Annotated in this window: 11 protein-coding genes; 2 read left to right on the forward strand and 9 right to left on the reverse strand. The window is 72.7% G+C overall.

Annotated features, from left to right (window positions below):
- Position 1: 1 nt before the first annotated feature.
- Positions 2–613: a biotin transporter BioY gene (locus HHX40_RS00430; protein WP_182879011.1), complete on the reverse strand. Its 612-nt coding sequence runs from the start codon at positions 611–613 to the stop codon at positions 2–4.
- A gap of 136 nt (positions 614–749) precedes the next feature.
- Entirely contained in the window at positions 750–1,940 is a 1,191-nt protein-coding gene (locus tag HHX40_RS00435) for an SLC13 family permease (RefSeq protein WP_182879012.1), read from the reverse strand.
- Between the two features lie 191 nt (positions 1,941–2,131).
- Between HHX40_RS00435 and HHX40_RS00440 the strand changes: the two genes are divergently transcribed.
- Positions 2,132–7,909 (forward strand): TIR domain-containing protein, encoded by a 5,778-nt coding sequence (locus HHX40_RS00440; RefSeq protein WP_182879013.1) that lies wholly within the window; start codon positions 2,132–2,134, stop codon positions 7,907–7,909.
- A gap of 12 nt (positions 7,910–7,921) precedes the next feature.
- On the opposite strand, the gene HHX40_RS37495 is transcribed toward HHX40_RS00440, so the two are convergent.
- The 6 genes from HHX40_RS37495 to HHX40_RS00470 all read right to left on the reverse strand — a co-directional run bounded on the left by HHX40_RS37495 (position 7,922) and on the right by HHX40_RS00470 (position 13,554).
- Complete coding sequence (locus HHX40_RS37495) at positions 7,922–8,512, reverse strand: TetR/AcrR family transcriptional regulator (protein ID WP_182879014.1); 591 nt, start codon at positions 8,510–8,512, stop codon at positions 7,922–7,924.
- Positions 8,505–9,380, reverse strand: coding sequence for an alpha/beta fold hydrolase (locus HHX40_RS00450; RefSeq protein ID WP_182879015.1), 876 nt, complete (start codon positions 9,378–9,380; stop codon positions 8,505–8,507). The genes HHX40_RS37495 and HHX40_RS00450 overlap by 8 nt, the downstream gene beginning before the upstream one ends.
- 198 nt (positions 9,381–9,578) lie before the next feature.
- Complete coding sequence (coaE, locus tag HHX40_RS00455; RefSeq protein ID WP_182879016.1) at positions 9,579–10,175, reverse strand: dephospho-CoA kinase; 597 nt, start codon at positions 10,173–10,175, stop codon at positions 9,579–9,581.
- 10 nt (positions 10,176–10,185) lie between these two features.
- Complete coding sequence (locus tag HHX40_RS00460) at positions 10,186–10,653, reverse strand: GNAT family N-acetyltransferase (RefSeq protein ID WP_182877152.1); 468 nt, start codon at positions 10,651–10,653, stop codon at positions 10,186–10,188.
- 139 nt (positions 10,654–10,792) lie between these two features.
- Positions 10,793–12,268 (reverse strand): 30S ribosomal protein S1, encoded by a 1,476-nt coding sequence (gene rpsA, locus HHX40_RS00465; RefSeq protein WP_117408740.1) that lies wholly within the window; start codon positions 12,266–12,268, stop codon positions 10,793–10,795.
- Positions 12,269–12,477: 209 nt separating this feature from the next.
- Positions 12,478–13,554, reverse strand: coding sequence for a polysaccharide deacetylase family protein (locus HHX40_RS00470; RefSeq protein ID WP_182879017.1), 1,077 nt, complete (start codon positions 13,552–13,554; stop codon positions 12,478–12,480).
- Between the two features lie 74 nt (positions 13,555–13,628).
- Between HHX40_RS00470 and HHX40_RS00475 the strand changes: the two genes are divergently transcribed.
- Positions 13,629–14,462, forward strand: a complete 834-nt coding sequence (locus HHX40_RS00475) for a DUF2127 domain-containing protein (RefSeq protein ID WP_182879018.1) — start codon at positions 13,629–13,631, stop codon at positions 14,460–14,462.
- Positions 14,463–14,603: 141 nt separating this feature from the next.
- Here HHX40_RS00475 and polA read toward each other — a convergent pair whose 3' ends face one another.
- A complete protein-coding gene (gene polA / locus HHX40_RS00480) occupies positions 14,604–17,288 on the reverse strand; it encodes a DNA polymerase I (RefSeq protein ID WP_182879019.1) in 2,685 nt (894 codons plus the stop codon).
- Between the last annotated feature and the right edge of the window lie 36 nt (positions 17,289–17,324).

A 17,324-nucleotide genomic window follows, 5' to 3' on the forward strand; every position in this document is an offset into this window, starting at 1 on the left:
ATCACCGTCCCCCGGCCCGCAGCCGCTCGCGGTGCACCGCCGGGACGGCGTCCGGGTAGGCCCGCTGGGTGCCCCGCGCCACGACCGCCGCCAGCACCGCCTTGATCAGGTCGCCGGGCAGGAACGCGGTGCTGAGCAGGGCGGTCTTGCCCAGGGAGAGACCGGTGACCAGCGCCTGCACGGGGATGCCGCACAGGTAGACCACGCCGACGCCGCCCGCCAGGCAGGCGGCGAGTATCCGCATCGTGCCCGGGGCGCGGCCGCCGCGCTCGACGATCCAGCCGGTCAGGGCCGCCCCGGGAAGCCAGCCGACCAGGAAGCCGGCCGAGGGGCCGGCGAAGACGCCGAGGCCGCCGCGTCCGCCGGCGAGCAGCGGGAGCCCCGCGGCGACCAGCACGAGCAGGACCGCGACGGCGAGGGCGGACCGCCAGGTGCCGAGGATCGCCCCGGCGAGCATGACGCCGAGCGTCTGCAACGTGATCGGCACCACGTCGCCGAAGACGTTCAGCGTGCCCGGCAGGCCGAGCACGGCGATCAGCGCGGCGAAGACGCTGACCCTGGCGATGTCTCCGGCGGGGAGACGCCGCCGCGAAGGGCGCTGTTCATCTGTCACGGGACGATCCCATACCAGGACCACCCGTATGACCCATGAGGATTTCCACAACTTTTTCCCGTGTCGTTCTCAGCGATGTCCATAGCCGCGGCGTTCCACGCGTACGCCGCCTGGCCGGGACCGCGTGGCGGGGCGCTCAGCCGGTGAGGACCAGGACGGTCACCGTCGCGGCGAGGCCGGTCACGGCGAGGCCCGCGCCGGTGACGACGAACTTGGCCAGCGGCACCCGCACGTTTCCCCGGCGGCACCACTCGAACCACAGCAGGGTCGCGAGCGACCCCCACGGCGTGATCACCGGGCCGAGGTTGGTGCCCGCGAGAAGCGACAGCAACTGCGTGTGGTTGGCCGCGGGGATGACCTGCTCGCCCGCGACGTACGCCGGGAGGTTGTTGACGACGTTGGACAGCGCGGCCCCGGCGGCGGCCGCGCGGTAGGCGCCGTCTCCGTCGCCGCCCACGCCGACGAGCGCGCGCATCACGTCCGCCAGGCCGAGACGGCTGAGCGTCGGGACCACGAGGAACAGGCCGGTGACGAAGACCAGCAGCCGCCAGGGGATCAGGCTCCACACGAGCTTCGCCCGGTCGCGCCAGGCGAAGGCGGCGACCACCGCGACCGCCGCGACGAGGGCCGCGACGCCGATCTCGACGCCCGCCAGGATCGCGGCGATGAACAGCAGGCAGGCCACCCCCGAGACGCCGAACAGCACCCGGTCGGGCACCGGGACCGGCGGCGGCGGCTCGTACCGGTCCTCGCCCCGCTCGCCGCGCCGCCAGAAGAACACCCAGAGGAAGGCCATCGTGACCGCGATCGAGACGAGCTGGGGCGCCCACATGCGCGCGGCGAACTCCTGCGTGGTCAGCGCGACGCGGTTCATGGCGAGCAGGTTGGTGAGGTTGGAGACCGGCAGCAGCAGGCTCGCGGTGTTGGCCAGCCACACCGTGGTCATCACCATCGGCAGCGGGGCGATCTTCGCGCGGGGCGCCAGGGCCAGCATGACCGGCGTCAGCAGGACGGCCGTCGTGTCCAGGTTCAGAAATATCGTGACCAGAGAGGCGAACGCCGCGCACAGCAGGAAGAGGCTCGCGTAGCTGCCCCGGCCGACGATCGCGATACGGGTCGCGATCACGTCGAAGACCCGCGCCTCCTTGGTCAGCTCGGCGAGCACGATGACCGCGCCGAGGAACAGCAGCAGGGGCGCGATGCGCCCGACGCTCTCCCTGGCCGTCTCGGCCGGCAGCAGGCCGGTGGCCACGAACACCAGGCCCGCCGCGAGCAGCCCGAACCTGATCCAGTCGAGAACGCTCAGCCGCCGCAGCCCACTCGCCACGCGGACACCCTATCCCCCGGGGGCGAGATGATCGAACCCCTCCAAACCGTCGGTGACAGCGGGAATACTGGGCCCCATGACGCGCGTCGATGGGGGCTGCCGATGGGCGATTGCGGCGATCAGGGCATGAGCCGGCGAATCACCAGGCAACGGGCGGTACGCAGGCCCGGGCCGCCGGTTGAGGGGGCGGCATGAGCGGGCCCGGGGACGCCAGAACGGAGATCTTCGTCAGCTACTCCCCCGCCGACGAGCGGTGGGCGACGTGGATCGCCTGGCAGCTCGAAGCCGCCGGCTACCGCACGATGCTCCAGGCGTGGGACTTCGTGCCCGGCACCAACTTCATCGACTTCATGGACCGCGGCGTCAGCGAGGCCGACCTGGTCGTCGCCGTGCTCACCCGCAACTATCTGGGGTCTCGGTACGGCAGGCTGGAGTGGCAGGCGGCGCTGCGCGCCGATCCGGACAACCCGTCCAACAAGCTCGTGACGGTCCGGCTGGAGGACTGCCCGCTCGACGGGCTGCTCTCCACGATCACCTGGGTCGACCTCCTCGGCGTGACCGACCCCGGCGAGGCGCGGCGGCTGTTGCTCACCCGGATCAGGCAGGCCCTGGCCGGACGGGCGAAACCGGACGAGGCGCCCCGGTTCCCGGCCGGGTCCGCCGACGGCTCACCGGGTCCGCACGGCTCGCACGGCCCGCGTGCCCTCCGGCCGCCCGCCGACCCCCCGCCGGCCGTTCGGATCCCCCGGGCGCGGCGGTCCCCGGCCGCCGAGCCGGCCTTCCCGACGGCCGAGCGCGCGGGCGGCGCGTCGTCGGTCACCGTGCTGCACGTCGCCGGGCCGCGCTTCGGGCGCGGGCTGGCGGAGGCGGACGAGCCGCTCGACGCGGGCGAGTTGCAGGCGAGCGTGTGGGCCGACCTGACCCGCCTCGCCGACGCCGGGGTGCCCCGGCCCGATCTGCTCGTGGTGACCGGCGACCTCACCGAGTCGGGCAGCATCCGCGAGTGCGAGCAGGCCCTGGCGTTCCTCACCGGGCTGCGCGTGCTGCTCGGGCTCGAACCCGGACGACTGGCCGTCGTCCCCGGGCCGCGCGACGTCACGAAGGCCGCCTGCCGGGCCTACTTCGCCACCTGCGAGGCCGACGACGTGCGCCCGCAGCCGCCCTACTGGCCGAAGTGGCGGCACTTCTCCACCCTCTTCGGCGAGCTCTACCAGGGGCTCGACGGCCCCGCCTTCGACAGCGCCCAGCCGTGGACGCTGTTCGAGCTGCCCGAGCTTCGCACGGTCGTCGCCGGGATCAACTCGACCATCGCGATGAGCCACCGCGAGGAGGACGCCCACGGCTTCGTCGGCGAGGCCCAGGCGGCGTGGTTCGCCGAGCGGCTGCGGCCGTACGAGGGATGGCTGCGGATCGGCGTCGTCGCCCATCCCCCGCGCCCCGGCCTGCGTGACGCCGACACCCTGGAGCGCCTGCTGGGGTCCCGGCTCGACCTGCTCGTCCACGGGCGGGACGCCCGGCGCGGCGATCCGGCCGAGGCCGGGGAGCTGAACGGCCTGCCGTGCGTGCCGGCGCTCGCTCCGGGACGGCACCAGATCCTCCAGTTCACGCCCGAAGGGCTGCGCCGGTGGACCCGCGACCGGCCGGAGCTGCGCGAGCCGGAGGTCCTGCCCTACCACTGGCGCGGATGGCGCCCGCAGAGCCCTCCGCCGCCGGTCGCGGAGCCGCCGGAGGAGGCCCCCGAGGAGCCCGCCGGCCCGGCCGACCTGCTGCTCGACCTCATCGCCGAGGTCTGCGAGACCCGGTTCGAACGCGCCAAGATCAAACGGGTGGCCGGGGACCCGCCGCGCCTGCTCGTCACGCACCCCGAGGACGGCTTCGTCCGGCAGGTCCTCGTCGGCGCGCACGCCGGGGAGCCGGGCGAGGAGCACGTCGAGGCCTTCCTCGGGCACGTCCACGCGGCGGGGCTGGAGCACGCGGCGGAGCTGGTCTACCAGGGCCCGCCGCCGCCCCGGGCGTTACGCGACGACGCCCTGCGGCGCGGGCTGCGCCTGCGCAGCTTCACCGAGTTCCAGGGCCTGCTCGACCTGTCGGCGTACGTCGCCGGGCAGACCGCGCGGCTGCGCGGCGACCGGCGCTACCCGCCGGAGCTGTACGTGCCTCAGCGGTTCCGCGAGCTCGACCGCAACGGCGGCGAGGTGCGCGACGACCTCGGCGGCGAGCTGATGCGGCTGCTCGCGGCCGACCACGGGCGGTTCGTGCTCGTGCTCGGCGACTTCGGCCGGGGCAAGACGTTCTCGCTGCGCGAGGTGGCCCGGCGCATCCCCGCCGAGCTGCCGCACCTCATCCCGATCCTGATCGAGCTGCGCGCCCTCGACAAGGCGCACTCGGTCGCCGGGCTGGTCGCGGCGCACCTCGCCAACCACGGCGAGGAGCTGATCGACCTCAAGGCGTTCCACTACATGCTGCGCCAGGGCCGCATCGTGCTGCTGTTCGACGGGTTCGACGAGCTGGTCACCCGGGTGACGTACGAGCGGGCGGCCGACCACCTGGACACCCTGCTGCGCGCGGCGGAGGACAAGGCCAAGATCGTGGTGGCCGGGCGGACCCAGCACTTCAAGTCGCGCAGCCAGGTGATGACCGCGCTCGGCGAGAAGGTCGGCCTGCTGCCCAACCGCCGGGTGCTCGGCATCGAGGAGTTCACCGAGGAGCAGATCCGCGCCTACCTGGTCAACCGGTACGGCTCGCGGGAGGCGGCCGACGACCGGATGGCCCTGCTCACCGGCATCGCCGACCTGCTCGGCCTGGCCCACAACCCCCGCATGCTGAGCTTCATCGCCGACCTGCCGGAGGAGCGGCTGCGCGCCGTCGCCCGGGCCGGGGAGACGATCAGCGCCGCCGGCCTCTACCAGGAGATCCTCGACACCTGGCTGGCCTTCGAGGAGGAGCGGGTCGGAGGCGTGGCCGGGGCCCCCGGCGGGCTCACCCGCGAGGAGCTGTGGCGGGCCACGACCACCCTCGCGCTGCGGCTGTGGGAGACCGGCGAGACCTACCTGCGGCCGGCCGAGCTGGCCGAGGCCGCCGACACGCTCACCGGCCTGGCCGCCGATCCGCAGGTCCCCGTGCCGTACGGATCGGGCGGGGCGGCGGGGGCCGCGCGGCTGACGCCCGAGCAGGCCGTGCACGCGGTCGGAGCCGGCAGCCTGCTCGTCCGCACCGACGAGGGGCTGTTCGGCTTCATCCACGCCTCGGTCGCGGAGTGGCTGGTCGCCCGTCATCTGGCGGAGTCGCTCGGCGGTCCTCCGGGCGGGCCCCCCGGCGGGCCTTCCGCCTGGCTGGGCCTGCGGCCGCTGTCCACGCTGACCGTCGACTTCCTGTGCGACCTCGCCGACGCGTCGCGGCTGCAGGCGTGGGCGGCCAGGACGCTCGCCTCCCCCGCCTCCGGCGACGTCGCCCGGGCCAACGCCATCAAGGTGACGACCCGGCTGCGCACCTCGGCGCGCACCGACCTGCGCGGGGCGCGGCTCAGCGGCGAGGACCTGTCGTACCGCGAACTGCAGGGCGTCGACCTCACCGGCGCCGACCTGACCGACACCCGGCTCGTCGGGGCCGACCTCTCCCACGCCGTGCTGAGGGACGCCCGGCTGGCCGGCGCCCGCCTGGACGAGGCCGTGCTGGTGGGCGCGGACCTGCGCGGCGCGGACCTCACCCGGGCCCGGCTCGCCCGCGCCGACCTGCGGGACGTCGCCGTCGAGGGCAGCCGCTGGGACCGGGCCGCGCTCATCGGCTCCACCGGCGTCCCCTTCGCCGCGCCGGAACTGCGCGGCGCGGCCGTCGCACCCGCCGTACCGGCCGGGCCCGGCGGCCCCGGACGGGCGGGCGACACGGTCGGCGCCGAGCCCGCCCCCGCCGTCGTGGGCGTCCCGTACGGCTACCACTTCGAGAGCAGCCGCCTGCCCGAGCCGGTCGCCTACCACCCCGACGGCGGCGTGCTCGCGCTCGGCGGGGAGGACGGCGGCGTGCTGGTCTGCGACGCCGTCACCGGGTCGGCGCTGCGCACGCTGCACGGCCACCGCGGCCGCGTCTACAAGGTCGCCTACGGCGAGGCCGGGCTGGTGACCGGCGCAAGCGACGGGACCGTGCGGGTGTGGGACCCCCACACCGGAGCGCCGTCCCACGTCCTGCACGGCCACCCCGAGGGGGTGTGGCCCGTGGTGACCTCCGGCGACCTGATCGCGGCCGGCGGCGCCGACGGGGTCGTGCGGATCTGGGCGTCTGGAGAGCTCGTGCGGGAACTGCCGGGCCACACCGCCCCGATCTACACCGCCGTCTTCCTGCCCGGGCTGCTGGTGACCGGCGACCGCGCGGGGGTGATCCGCGTGTGGGACCTCGCCACCGGGCAGGTGCGCCATCATCTGCGTGGCCACAGCGGAGCCGTCTACCGGCTGGTGCTCAGCCCCGACGGCACCCGCCTGGCCGCCGGCGACGGGCAGGGCGTGCTGCGCCTCTGGGACCCCCGCTCCGGCGCCGCGCTGCACGAGCTGACCGGCCACCCCGGGCGGATCTACTCCCTCGCCTTCCACCCGGAGGGCCGGCTGCTCGCCTCCGGTGACACCGAGGGGGCCGTACGGCTGTGGGACCCGGTCACGGGCGAGGCGGCCGGCAGCCTGCCGGGGCACCGCGGCGCGGTCTACCAGGTGCTGTTCGACCCCACCGGGGAACTGCTCGCCACCGGTGACAGCGACGGCGTCGTACGGATCTGGGACCCCGTCACCGCCCAGGCGCGGGCCGAGCTGACCGGGCACCGGGGATCGGTGTGGCCGTTCGCCTTCCGCCCGGACGGCCGGCAACTCGCGACCAGCAGCAACGACGGCACCGCCCGCCTGTGGGATCCGCGCACCGGCCAGTGCGCGCAGACGCTGCGCGGGCACGGCCGCCGCATCACCTCGGTCCGCTTCTCCGCCGACGGCGGCATGCTCGCCGCCTGCGGCAACGACGGTTACGTACGCCTGTGGGACCCGGCGACGGGACGCCGCCTGCGCTCCCTCACCGGGACGGCCGACCGGCTGGTGTCGGCCGTCTTCAGCCCGGCCGGCCCGCTGCTGGCGACCGCGAGCAACGACGGCGGGGTCTACCTGTGGAACCCGGTGGCGGGGGTGTACGAGCGCGAGCTCAACGTGGAGACCGACCATGTCTGGGCCGAGGCGTTCAGCCCCGACGGGGAACTGCTGGCCACCGCCAACGACGACGACAGCGTGCGGCTGTGGTACCGCCCCACCGGGCGGCAGGTCGCGAACCTCTCCGGGCACCGGGGACGGGTCAGGTCGATCGCCTTCGACCCCGGCGGCCGGTTCGTCGCCACCGGCTGCGACGACCGCAGGGCGCGGCTGTGGGACCTCCGGACGGGCACGTGCACGGCGACGCTGGACGGCCACGGCGACCGGGTCTACGCGGTGGCCTTCTCCCCGTCGGGCGACCTGCTGGTCAGCGCGAGCAACGACGGCACCGCCCGCCTGTGGGACGTCGCCTCCGGCGAGTGCGCGCACGTGCTCGACGGCGGCGGCCGGCTGTGGACGGCGGCCTTCAGCCCGTCGGGCGACCTGCTCGCCACGGCCGGCGACGACCTCGCCGTCCACCTGTGGGACCCGTCGACCGGCGCGCGCGTCGGCACGCTCGCCGGCCACGGCCGCCGCGTCTGGTCCGTCGCGTTCCATCCCTCGGGCGACCTGCTCGCCAGCGGCGGGGACGACGGCGTGGTGATCCTGTGGGACGTCCCGGGGCGCAGGCGCCGCACGACCCTGCTCGGCCTGCCGGAGGGCTGGGCCGCCTTCTCCCCTGACGGGCTGTACAAGCTGGAGGGCGACGTGACGGGCCAGTTCTGGTTCGTGATCGGCATGTGCCGGTTCGAGCCGGGCGAGCTCGACGAATACCTGCCGGAGGTCCGGCGGCTGGCCCTGGACGAGCCCTTCTGACCCGCCGGGGGGTCAGCGCTCGGACGGCTCGGTGCTCGTGATGCTCGTTTCGCGGGCGGTGCGGAGCCCGGAGACGACCATGTGGGCCAGCAGGGCGTAGCTCTCGTCCAGGTCCTCGGCGAGACGGAACGCGCCTTCCGCCTCCAGGACGGCGAACCCGTGCGTCACGGCGCGCAGGCAGCGGACCGCGTGGATCGCCGCCGAGCCCTCCAGGCCGTACGCCCGCAGCGCCGCGAGGAGGACGCCGACGAGCCGCTCCCCCGCCTCGGCCGTCTCCGGGAGCGGCGCCTGGACCAGCACCGAGTAACGGTGCGGGTGCCGGGCGGCGTACGCTCGCCAGCCGTCCATCAGCGCGCACAGCGCGTCGTCGCCCGACCGGCCGAGCGCCGCCTCCGCCGCGATCTCGGTCAGCTCCGCCAGCACCCGCCCGGAGACCAGGCCACGCAACTCGGCGAGCCCGCGTACGTGCTTGTAGAGCGAAGGGGTGGCGACTCCCGCCCGCCCGGCGACCGCGGACAGGGTGAGCGCGTCCGGGCCCTCCTCGTCCACCAGCCGCAGCGCGAGGGCGACGACGGCGTCCGGGGACAGCGCGGCCCTAGGCACGGGCCTCCTCCTTGAGGAACGCGAGCACGGCGGCGGCGACCTCGCCGGGGTACTGCGCGTGCGGGTAGTGCCCGGCGCCGTCGATCATCGCCACTCTGCCCAGCCCGGCAGGCATGCCGGCGACAATGCCGTCCGCCTCGGCGCGGGGGTCGGCCCAGTCGGGGTCCCGAGACCCCATGACGACCAGGGCGGCGCAGCGGATGCCGCCGAGGTGCGCGCCGGCGTCCTTCGGGGCGGCCGTGCCCATCGCGCTGAGCACGGCCATGCGGCCCGGCCCGGCCAGGTCGTCGCCCAGAGCGGTCAGGTAGTCCGCCCAGTCGGCCGGCCTGACGCCGGGGTAGGCGTGAGCGAGGTAGCTCTTCCACATCCCGGTGCTGCGGAAGATCGCCACGCCCATCAGCAGCGTCATGCCCCTGCGGTAGGCGCTGTCGCGCAGCAACCCACCCAGGTCGGGCTGCTGCGGCCGGGTGAACGGGCCGATCTCCACGAGCGCGCCGACGAGCTCGGGCCGCCGCGCCGCCGCGATGGTGGCCGCCCCTCCGGCGAACGAATGCCCCACGACGACGGCGGGCCCGCCCAGGTGCTCGATCAGGGCGACGATGTCGTTCGCGGTGTCGGTGCGGGTGTTGGAGTCCCAGCCGAGGCTCGACTCGCCGTGCCCGCGCAGGTCCACGGCCGCCACGCGGTACCCGGCGGCGGCCAGCACGGGCGCGAGGAACCGGTAGGCGCGCCTGCTGTCCCCCATCCCGGGGACCAGCACGACCAGCGGGCCCTCCCCGATCACGTCGTACGCGATCTCGCCCTCGCCGATCTTCAGGAACCGTGTCACGCCGCTCTCGGTCACGCCGTCCTCCAGGCTTATTCTCATAGCCTTGAGGCTAAAGCCATTAGCCAGACGAGGTCAAGGTCCGGCAAGGCGATGGCCTTCGGCCATGCGGACCGTAGGAAAGCCGTGCGGACGCCTTTACGATGTAGATTCGCATGGAAGGCGGCCCACGTGGCGGGCGATGAACCGCTCATCCGCTCCCCGACCGGAGCCGCCCGGCTCCGCCGGTCGTCGGCGCTGCTAGAAGGCGCGGGCGGTCAGGTCCTGCCAGACCTTGTCGACCTGGGCGTCCAGTTCGTCCAGGGAACCACTGTTGCCGATCACGATGTCGGCGATCCTCAGCCGGTCCTCCCGGGAGGCCTGGGCCGCGATCCGGGCGCGGGCGTCCGCCTCCGGCATGCCGCGCGACCGCAGCAGCCGCTCCAGCCGCACGTCGTCCGGCGTGTCCACGACGATCACCACGTCGTACAGCGGAGCCAGCTTGTTCTCGGCCAGCAGCGGCACGTCGTAGACGACGACCGCGTCGTCCGGCGCCTCCCGCTGCAGTTGCTCACTGCGCTCGCCCACCCTGGGGTGGACGATTCCGTTGAGGACCCGCAACTTCTCGGTGTCGGCGAACACGATCGAGCCGAGCCGTTCCCGGTCGAGGGTGCCGTCGGGGCGGAGGACTTCCTCGCCGAAAGCCGCGACGATCTGCGCGAGCCCGGGGGTGCCGGGTTCCACGACCTCTCTGGCGATCTTGTCGGCGTCGACCACGACGGCGCCGCGCGCGGCCAGCCGGCGCGACACCTCGCTCTTGCCCGAACCTATGCCGCCCGTGAGCCCAACCTTCAGCACGCCCCGCAGCCTATCGGGCGGGCTGGGGCTCCCGCCGCAGGTGGACCAGCATCAGGTGGTCCTGCACCCGCTCCCGCTGGGTCTCCCGATAGCCGAGACGCCGGTAGAGGCGCAGGTTCCCCTCCGACAGATGCCCGGTGAACAGGTCGAACGCCGCCGCCTCGGGCACCGCCTCGTGGATCGCGGCCAGCAGCGCGCTGCCGATCCCCTGCCCCTGCCGGTCGGGCGCGACCACGAGCCGGCCCACCAGGCAGGTCGAGCCGGACAACCGGCCCCGGACCGCGCCGACCACCCGCCCGCCGTCCGTCGCCTTCAGCACGATCGCCGTCTCGATCACCGTACGCACCTGATCCAGCGACTCCACGAGCGGCGCGATGAACGGGTCGCCGTAAAGCTGCGCCTCGGTCACGTACGCGGCCCGTTGCAGGGTCAGGATCTCCCCGGCGTCCCCGGGCACGGCCCGCGCGATCTCCACCACGCCGCCACCCTATCGGCGATCAACTCGGTGCGACCGGCGGGCCGGGTGCGGACAGCGGAAAGGCCCCGCCGAAGCGGGGCCTTTCCTTTGGTGTTCCGATGTCCGTCGGGGCCGTGTGTCAGCCCGTCGGGACCGCGCGTCAGCTCTGGCCGCCGGCCAGCTTCTCACGCAGGGCCGCGAGGGCCTCGTCGGAGGCGAGAGCGCCGCCGCCGGTGGAGGAGGACTGCGAGGTGGACTCGCCGCCGCCGCTGTAGGACGACGGAGCGGCCTCGCTGGCCGCCGCCTCCTCCTGGCGGGCCTTCTCGATCTGCGAGCGGTGCGCCTCGAAGCGGGCCTGGGCCTCGGCGTACTGCCGCTCCCACTCCTCGCGCTGCTTGTCGAAGCCCTCGAGCCACTCGCCGGTCTCGGCGTCGAAGCCCTCGGGGTAGATGTAGTTGCCCTGGTCGTCGTAGGTCGCCGCCATGCCGTACAGCGTGGGGTCGAACTCGACCTCGGCGCCGACACCCTCGTTGGCCTGCTTGAGGGACAGCGAGATGCGGCGGCGGTCCAGGTCGATGTCGATGATCTTCACGAAGATCTCGTCGCCGACCTGCACGACCTGCTCCGGGATCTCCACGTGGCGCTCGGCCAGCTCGGAGATGTGGACCAGGCCCTCGATGCCCTCCTCGACCCGGACGAACGCACCGAACGGCACCAGCTTGGTGACCCGGCCGGGCACGACCTGGCCGATCTGGTGCGTGCGGGCGAACTGCTGCCAGGGGTCCTCCTGCGTCGCCTTGAGCGACAGGGAGACCCGCTCGCGCTCCATGTCGACGTCGAGAACCTCGACGGTGACCTCCTGGCCCACCTCGACGACCTCGGACGGGTGGTCGATGTGCTTCCAGGACAGCTCCGACACGTGCACCAGACCGTCGACGCCGCCGAGGTCGACGAACGCACCGAAGTTGACGATCGAGGACACGACGCCCTTGCGGACCTGGCCCTTCTGGAGGGTGTTGAGGAACGTCTGGCGCACCTCGGACTGGGTCTGCTCAAGCCAGGCGCGGCGCGACAGGACCACGTTGTTGCGGTTCTTGTCGAGCTCTATGATCTTCGCCTCGAGCTCGCGCCCGACGTACGGCTGAAGGTCGCGGACCCGGCGCATCTCCACGAGGGAGGCCGGGAGGAAGCCACGCAGGCCGATGTCGAGGATCAGGCCGCCCTTGACGACCTCGATGACCGTGCCGGTGACGATGCCGTCCTCGTCCTTGATCTTCTCGATCGTGCCCCAGGCGCGCTCGTACTGGGCGCGCTTCTTGGACAGGATGAGGCGGCCTTCCTTGTCCTCCTTCTGGAGGACCAGGGCCTCGACGTGCTCTCCGACCTCGACGACGTCAGCCGGGTCGACGTCGTGCTTGATCGAAAGCTCGCGGGACGGGATGACGCCCTCGGTCTTGTAGCCAATGTCGAGCAAGACCTCGTCTCGATCGACCTTGACGACGGTGCCCTCAACGATGTCGCCGTCGTTGAAGTACTTGATGGTCTCGTCGATCGCGGCGAGGAAGGCCTCCTCGGAACCGATGTCGTTGACCGCTACCTGCGGGGTGCTCGAGGTGGCCTCAGTGCTGCTCGTCATGTGTGGAATTGCTCCGAACCGGACAGATGTCGTTGTGACAGAAGCGCGGCGGGCCTGTTTTCGTTCACCGGGGTGCCGTTTGTTCCTGGTAGCGACCAGATGACCGAGCGCGAGCCCGCTCCGTCCGTGACGCGCGCGAGCCCACAGCGCAGCGATCAGCATATGAGACATGGCGAGCCGGGTCAATCCGAGGCAACCGGGCGTTCCCCCTAGTACGTGATCACGGACTTGGCACGGTCCGGCGAGAGCGTTGCCCGGAGTTTGCGCGGCACGGACACCCGGTCCGGATCCCCGTCCGAGGTGTAACGCTTTTTTGGGTGTTCCCCGAGCCAGTCGAGCCAGTAGGTCGTGCACCAGCGCCGGCAGTCCCCGCGTTTTCCGTTGGACTGGATCCTCGGGATCGCGTAGCGCGGGAAGCTTTTCGCGTAGGGCGAAACCGCGGGCTCCGCTCCGGCCAGGAAGACGGCGTCGAAGTGGTACCGGGTGCCGTCCCACTTCCCGTCGTGCGCCCGGCTCAGCTTCCTCGGGCGGGAGCCGTACGGCAGCGCGAAGGTGGTCGAGGGCGGCGCGCCGATCTTCTTGAGCAGCCGCTCCTCCCGGACTATCTGCTCGCTGACCCGCTTGTTCGACAGCCGGCGGAGATCGGCGTGGGTGTAGGTGTGGTTGGCCACCTCGAAGCCGTGGTCCAGCAGCCACTTCACGGCCTTCTTCTGCTGCTCCCGGTCCCGCAGGCCGAACGGGTCGCGGTTGACCCAGAAGGTCGCCGCGGGCCGGAAGTTCGGATACTTCGCGGCGACCTCGTAGATGATCCCGACGGCCGTGTCGTTCTTCGGCATGCCGTTCCGGTCCACCGCGAAGTGGCTGGGATGGCCGTCGTCGAAGGTCAGGACGACGGGATGGGTCCCGGCGGGGATGTCGATCTTCCTGGCGACCAGTTCGGCCGCGGTGATCGGCACGTAGTCGCTCCTGGCCAGGCGCTCCAGTTCCTTGCGCAGCTGGGCCGGGGTCCGGTCGATCGAGGCAACCCGCTTGGGCAGGATGCGGTGATACATGATCACGGGAACCAGCCCCGCCTCGTTCGCCTTGACCTTCTTCGCCGACTCGGCGGTCGCGCGCACGGGTGGCGCGCTGGGCTGCGGCGAGGCCGCGAGCGGCTGTGGCCGGACCTTCGACCGGCCGTCCCCCTGTGACCCGCCTCCCTGCGCCCGGGTCAGCAGCACGAGCGCGACGACACCGACCACGACGATGACGACGGTTGCGACGACGATGGAGGCGACGGTGGTCATCCGGGCAAGGTTGCGCACAGTTATTTGACCTTACTGCCCGCCGTGTCCCTATTCATCTGTGTTGGAATTTTTATGTGGACTGGAGCCTGCGTGCCTGCGGACGGCACGGACACGTCACCTACGCGCCGGACGAGGACGCGCTGCGGGCCCGGCTGCGCACCGAGACCCCGCTCGGCGAGGCGTGGCGCTGCCTGCGCTGCGGCGACTTCACGCTGGGCCCGCCGCGCGGCGCGGGACCGGCCGGGGACGCCCCGGTCGTGCTGCGCGGCCGGGCGCTGCGGGATGCCGCGGTCCTGCGGGCGATCGCCGTCTTCCGCTGGGCCAAGGCGGTGCTCGTGCTGGGCGGCGCGTACGGCGTCTGGCGGTTCCGCGCGCACCACGACGCCGTGCGGCGGGCCTTCGACGAGGACCTCCCGCTGGTCGAACCGCTGGCCCACCGGCTCGGGTGGAACCTCGACCAGTCAGGCGTGGTGCACACGCTGCGGACCGTGCTGGCGGCGCGGACGAGCACGCTCGCCTGGATCGTCCTCGCCCTTGCCGCCCTCGCGGCGCTGATGCTCGTCGAGGGCGTGGGCCTGTGGCTGCTGAGGCGCTGGGGCGAGTACTTCTCGGTGATCGTGACCTCGGCGTTCATCCCCGTGGAGATCTACGAGATCGCCGAGAAGGTGAGCCCGTTCCGCATCGTGCTCCTGCTGGTCAACATCGCGGCCGTCCTCTACATCGCACTGAGCAAACGGCTGTTCGGCCTGCGCGGCGGGCGGACGGCCCACGAGGCGGAACGGCACGAGGCGAGCCTGCTGGAGGTCGAGCAGGCCGGCCTGGCCCTCGCCGGCCGGGGCCAGCGCAGCGACCGCGGCGGGCGGGGTGACCGGGGCGACCGCGCCCGTCCCCCCTCCAACCGCCGCTGACAGCAACGCACCGCGCACACGGCGCACGGCGCCGCACGTAGACCGCGGCCACCACCGGCACACCGCACCCACCACCACGCGCACCGCCGGGCCGCCGGGCCGCCGCGAGAGGGCCGCCGGAGGCGCGGGGCGGGAGGTCAGTCAGTGCCCGGCGTCCTCCCAGGTGGCGCCGACGCCGACGCTGACCTCCAGCGGCACGCTCAGGTCGTAGGCCCGGCACATCTGCTGCCGCACGATCTCGGTGAGCTCCTCCAGCTCGCCCGGCGCGACCTCGAACACCAGCTCGTCGTGCACCTGGAGCAGCATGCGGGAGCGCATGCCCTCGATCGCGCGCTGCACGTTCAGCATGGCGACCTTGATGATGTCGGCGGCCGAGCCCTGGATGGGTGCGTTCAGCGCCATCCGCTCGGCCATCTCCCGGCGCTGCCGGTTGTCGCTGGTGAGATCGGGCAGGTAGCGACGGCGGCCGAGGATGGTCCCGGTGTAGCCGTCCTTGCGGGCCTGCGCGACGATCGCGTCCAGGTAGTCGCGGACGCCGCCGAACTCCTCGAAGTACTCCTCCTTGAGCGCCCGCGCCTCCGCCACCGGGATGTTGAGCTGCCCCGAGAGCCCGAAGTCGGACAGCCCGTAGGCGAGGCCGTAGTTCATCGCCTTGATCCGGGCTCGCAGCTCGGCGTCCACCTGCTCCGGCGGCAGGTCGAAGACCCGCGACGCGGTCGCCTTGTGGAAGTCGTGCCCGGACTCGAACGCCGCGATCAGCGACTCGTCCCGCGACATGTGAGCCATGATCCGCAACTCGATCTGGCTGTAGTCGGCGGTCAGCAGCGTCTCGTAGCCCTCCCCCACCACGAAGCCCTTGCGGATGCGGCGGCCCTCGACGGTGCGGATCGGGATGTTCTGCAGGTTCGGCTTCTCGCTCGACAGCCGCCCGGTGGCCGCCACGATCTGGTTGAACGTGGTGTGGATCCGCCCGTCGTCGGAGATCTCCTTGATCAGGCCCTCGACCGTGGTGCGCAGCTTGGTCTGGTCGCGGTGGCGCAGCAGGATCACCGGAAGCTCGTTGTCGGTCTGCTGGGCCAGCCACGCGAGCGCGTCGGCGTCGGTCGTGTAGCCGGTCTTGATCTTCTTCGTCTTCGGCAGGCCGAGCTTGCCGAACAGGATCTCCTGCAGCTGCTTGGGCGAACCGAGGTTGAACTGCTCCCCCACGGCCTGGTGGGCGGCCTCGGTCGCCTGCTTGACCGCCGCGCCGAACTCGGCCTCCAGCCCCGCGAAGTACTCCCGGTCGGCGGCGATGCCGGCCCGCTCCATCTCCGCCAGCACACGCACCAGTGGCAGCTCGACGTCGGTCACCAGACGCGTGCCGCCGCGCTTGGACAGGTGGCCCTCCAGCGCGTCGGCGAGATCGCGCACGGCCTGGGCACGCAGGGCCAGATCTCTGGCCACGCCCTCGTCGGCGTCCTCGAACAGCGAGGTCTGCCCGCCCGGGGCGGACTCCGCCCGCAGCTCCCGGTGGAGATAACGCAGCACCAGGTCGTCGAGCGGGAACGACCGCTGCCCCGGCATGGCCAGGTAGGCGGCGAGCGCGGTGTCGCAGGTCAGCCCGCGCAGGTCGTGGCCCTGCGCCCACAGCGCCAGCAGCGCGCCCTTGGCGTCGTGCACGGCCTTCGGCCGGCTCTCGTCCGCCAGCCAGGCGCCCAGCGCCGCCTCGTCCTCCTCGGTCAGCCGGGTGGGGTCGAGGTAGGCGGCGCCGCCGGGGCCGGCGATCGCGATGCCGTCGAGCCGCCCGGTGCCGCTGCCGTACGCGGCCTGGAAGGCCAGCCCGGCGCGGTTTTCCGGAAGGGTGGCGAGCCAGGCCGCCACCTCGCCCGGCTCCGGCACCGTGACCTCCAGCTCGAAGCCCTCGCCGGCGGCCTCGGGCTCGGTGGTGCCGAGGGTCTTGAACAGCCGCTCGCGCAGCTCGCCCCGGATCTGCAGCGAGTCGAGGAGCTTGTTGACCTCCTCGCGGTCCCACAGGCCTATGGTCAGCGCGGACACCTCGGCGTCGACCGGGGCGTCGCGCTTCAGCTCGGTCAGCATCCGGTTGTGGATCACCTGGCCGAGGTGCTCGCGGAGCTTGTCACCGGCCTTGCCCTTCACCTCGTCGGCCCGGCGGACCAGCTCGTCGAGCGAGCCGAACTCCGCGATCCACTTGGTGGCGGTCTTCTCCCCCACGCTCGGGATGTTCGGCAGGTTGTCGCTCGGGTCGCCGCGCAGGGCCGCGAAGTCCGGGTACTGCGCGGGGGTCAGGCCGTATTTGTCCATCACGGCCTCGGGGGTGAAGCGGGTCATGTCGCTGATGCCGCGCCGGGTCATCAGCACCGTGACCCTGTCGTTCACGAGCTGGAGCGCGTCGCGGTCGCCGGTGACGACGAGCACGTTCATGTCCTCGGCGGAGGCCCGGGTCGCCAGCGTCGCGATCACGTCGTCCGCCTCGAAGCCCGCCAGCGACAGGCGGGGGATCCGCAGCGCGTCGAGCAGTTCGAAGATGAGCTGCATCTGGCCGCGGAAGTCCTCCGGGGTCTCCGCCCGGTTCGCCTTGTACGCCTCGAACGCCTCGTGCCTGAAGGTGGGCTCGCTGCGGTCGAAGCAGACCGCGAGGTGGCTCGGCTGCTCGTCGCGCAGGATGTTGGCCAGCATCGAGGTGAAGCCGTAGACCGCCTCGGTGTGCTGACCGTCCGTGGTCATGAGATTGGCGTCCTTCAACGCGTAGAACGCGCGATAGGCGAGGGAATGCCCGTCCAGGAGCAGCAGACACGGACGGGTGGGGGTCGCTTCACTCTTCGGCACACCCGCAGCCTAGTCTCCCTCTACGACAGAAAACCC

The organism is Microbispora sp. H10949, from assembly GCF_014161435.1.
GTDB lineage: Bacteria > Actinomycetota > Actinomycetes > Streptosporangiales > Streptosporangiaceae > Microbispora > Microbispora triticiradicis.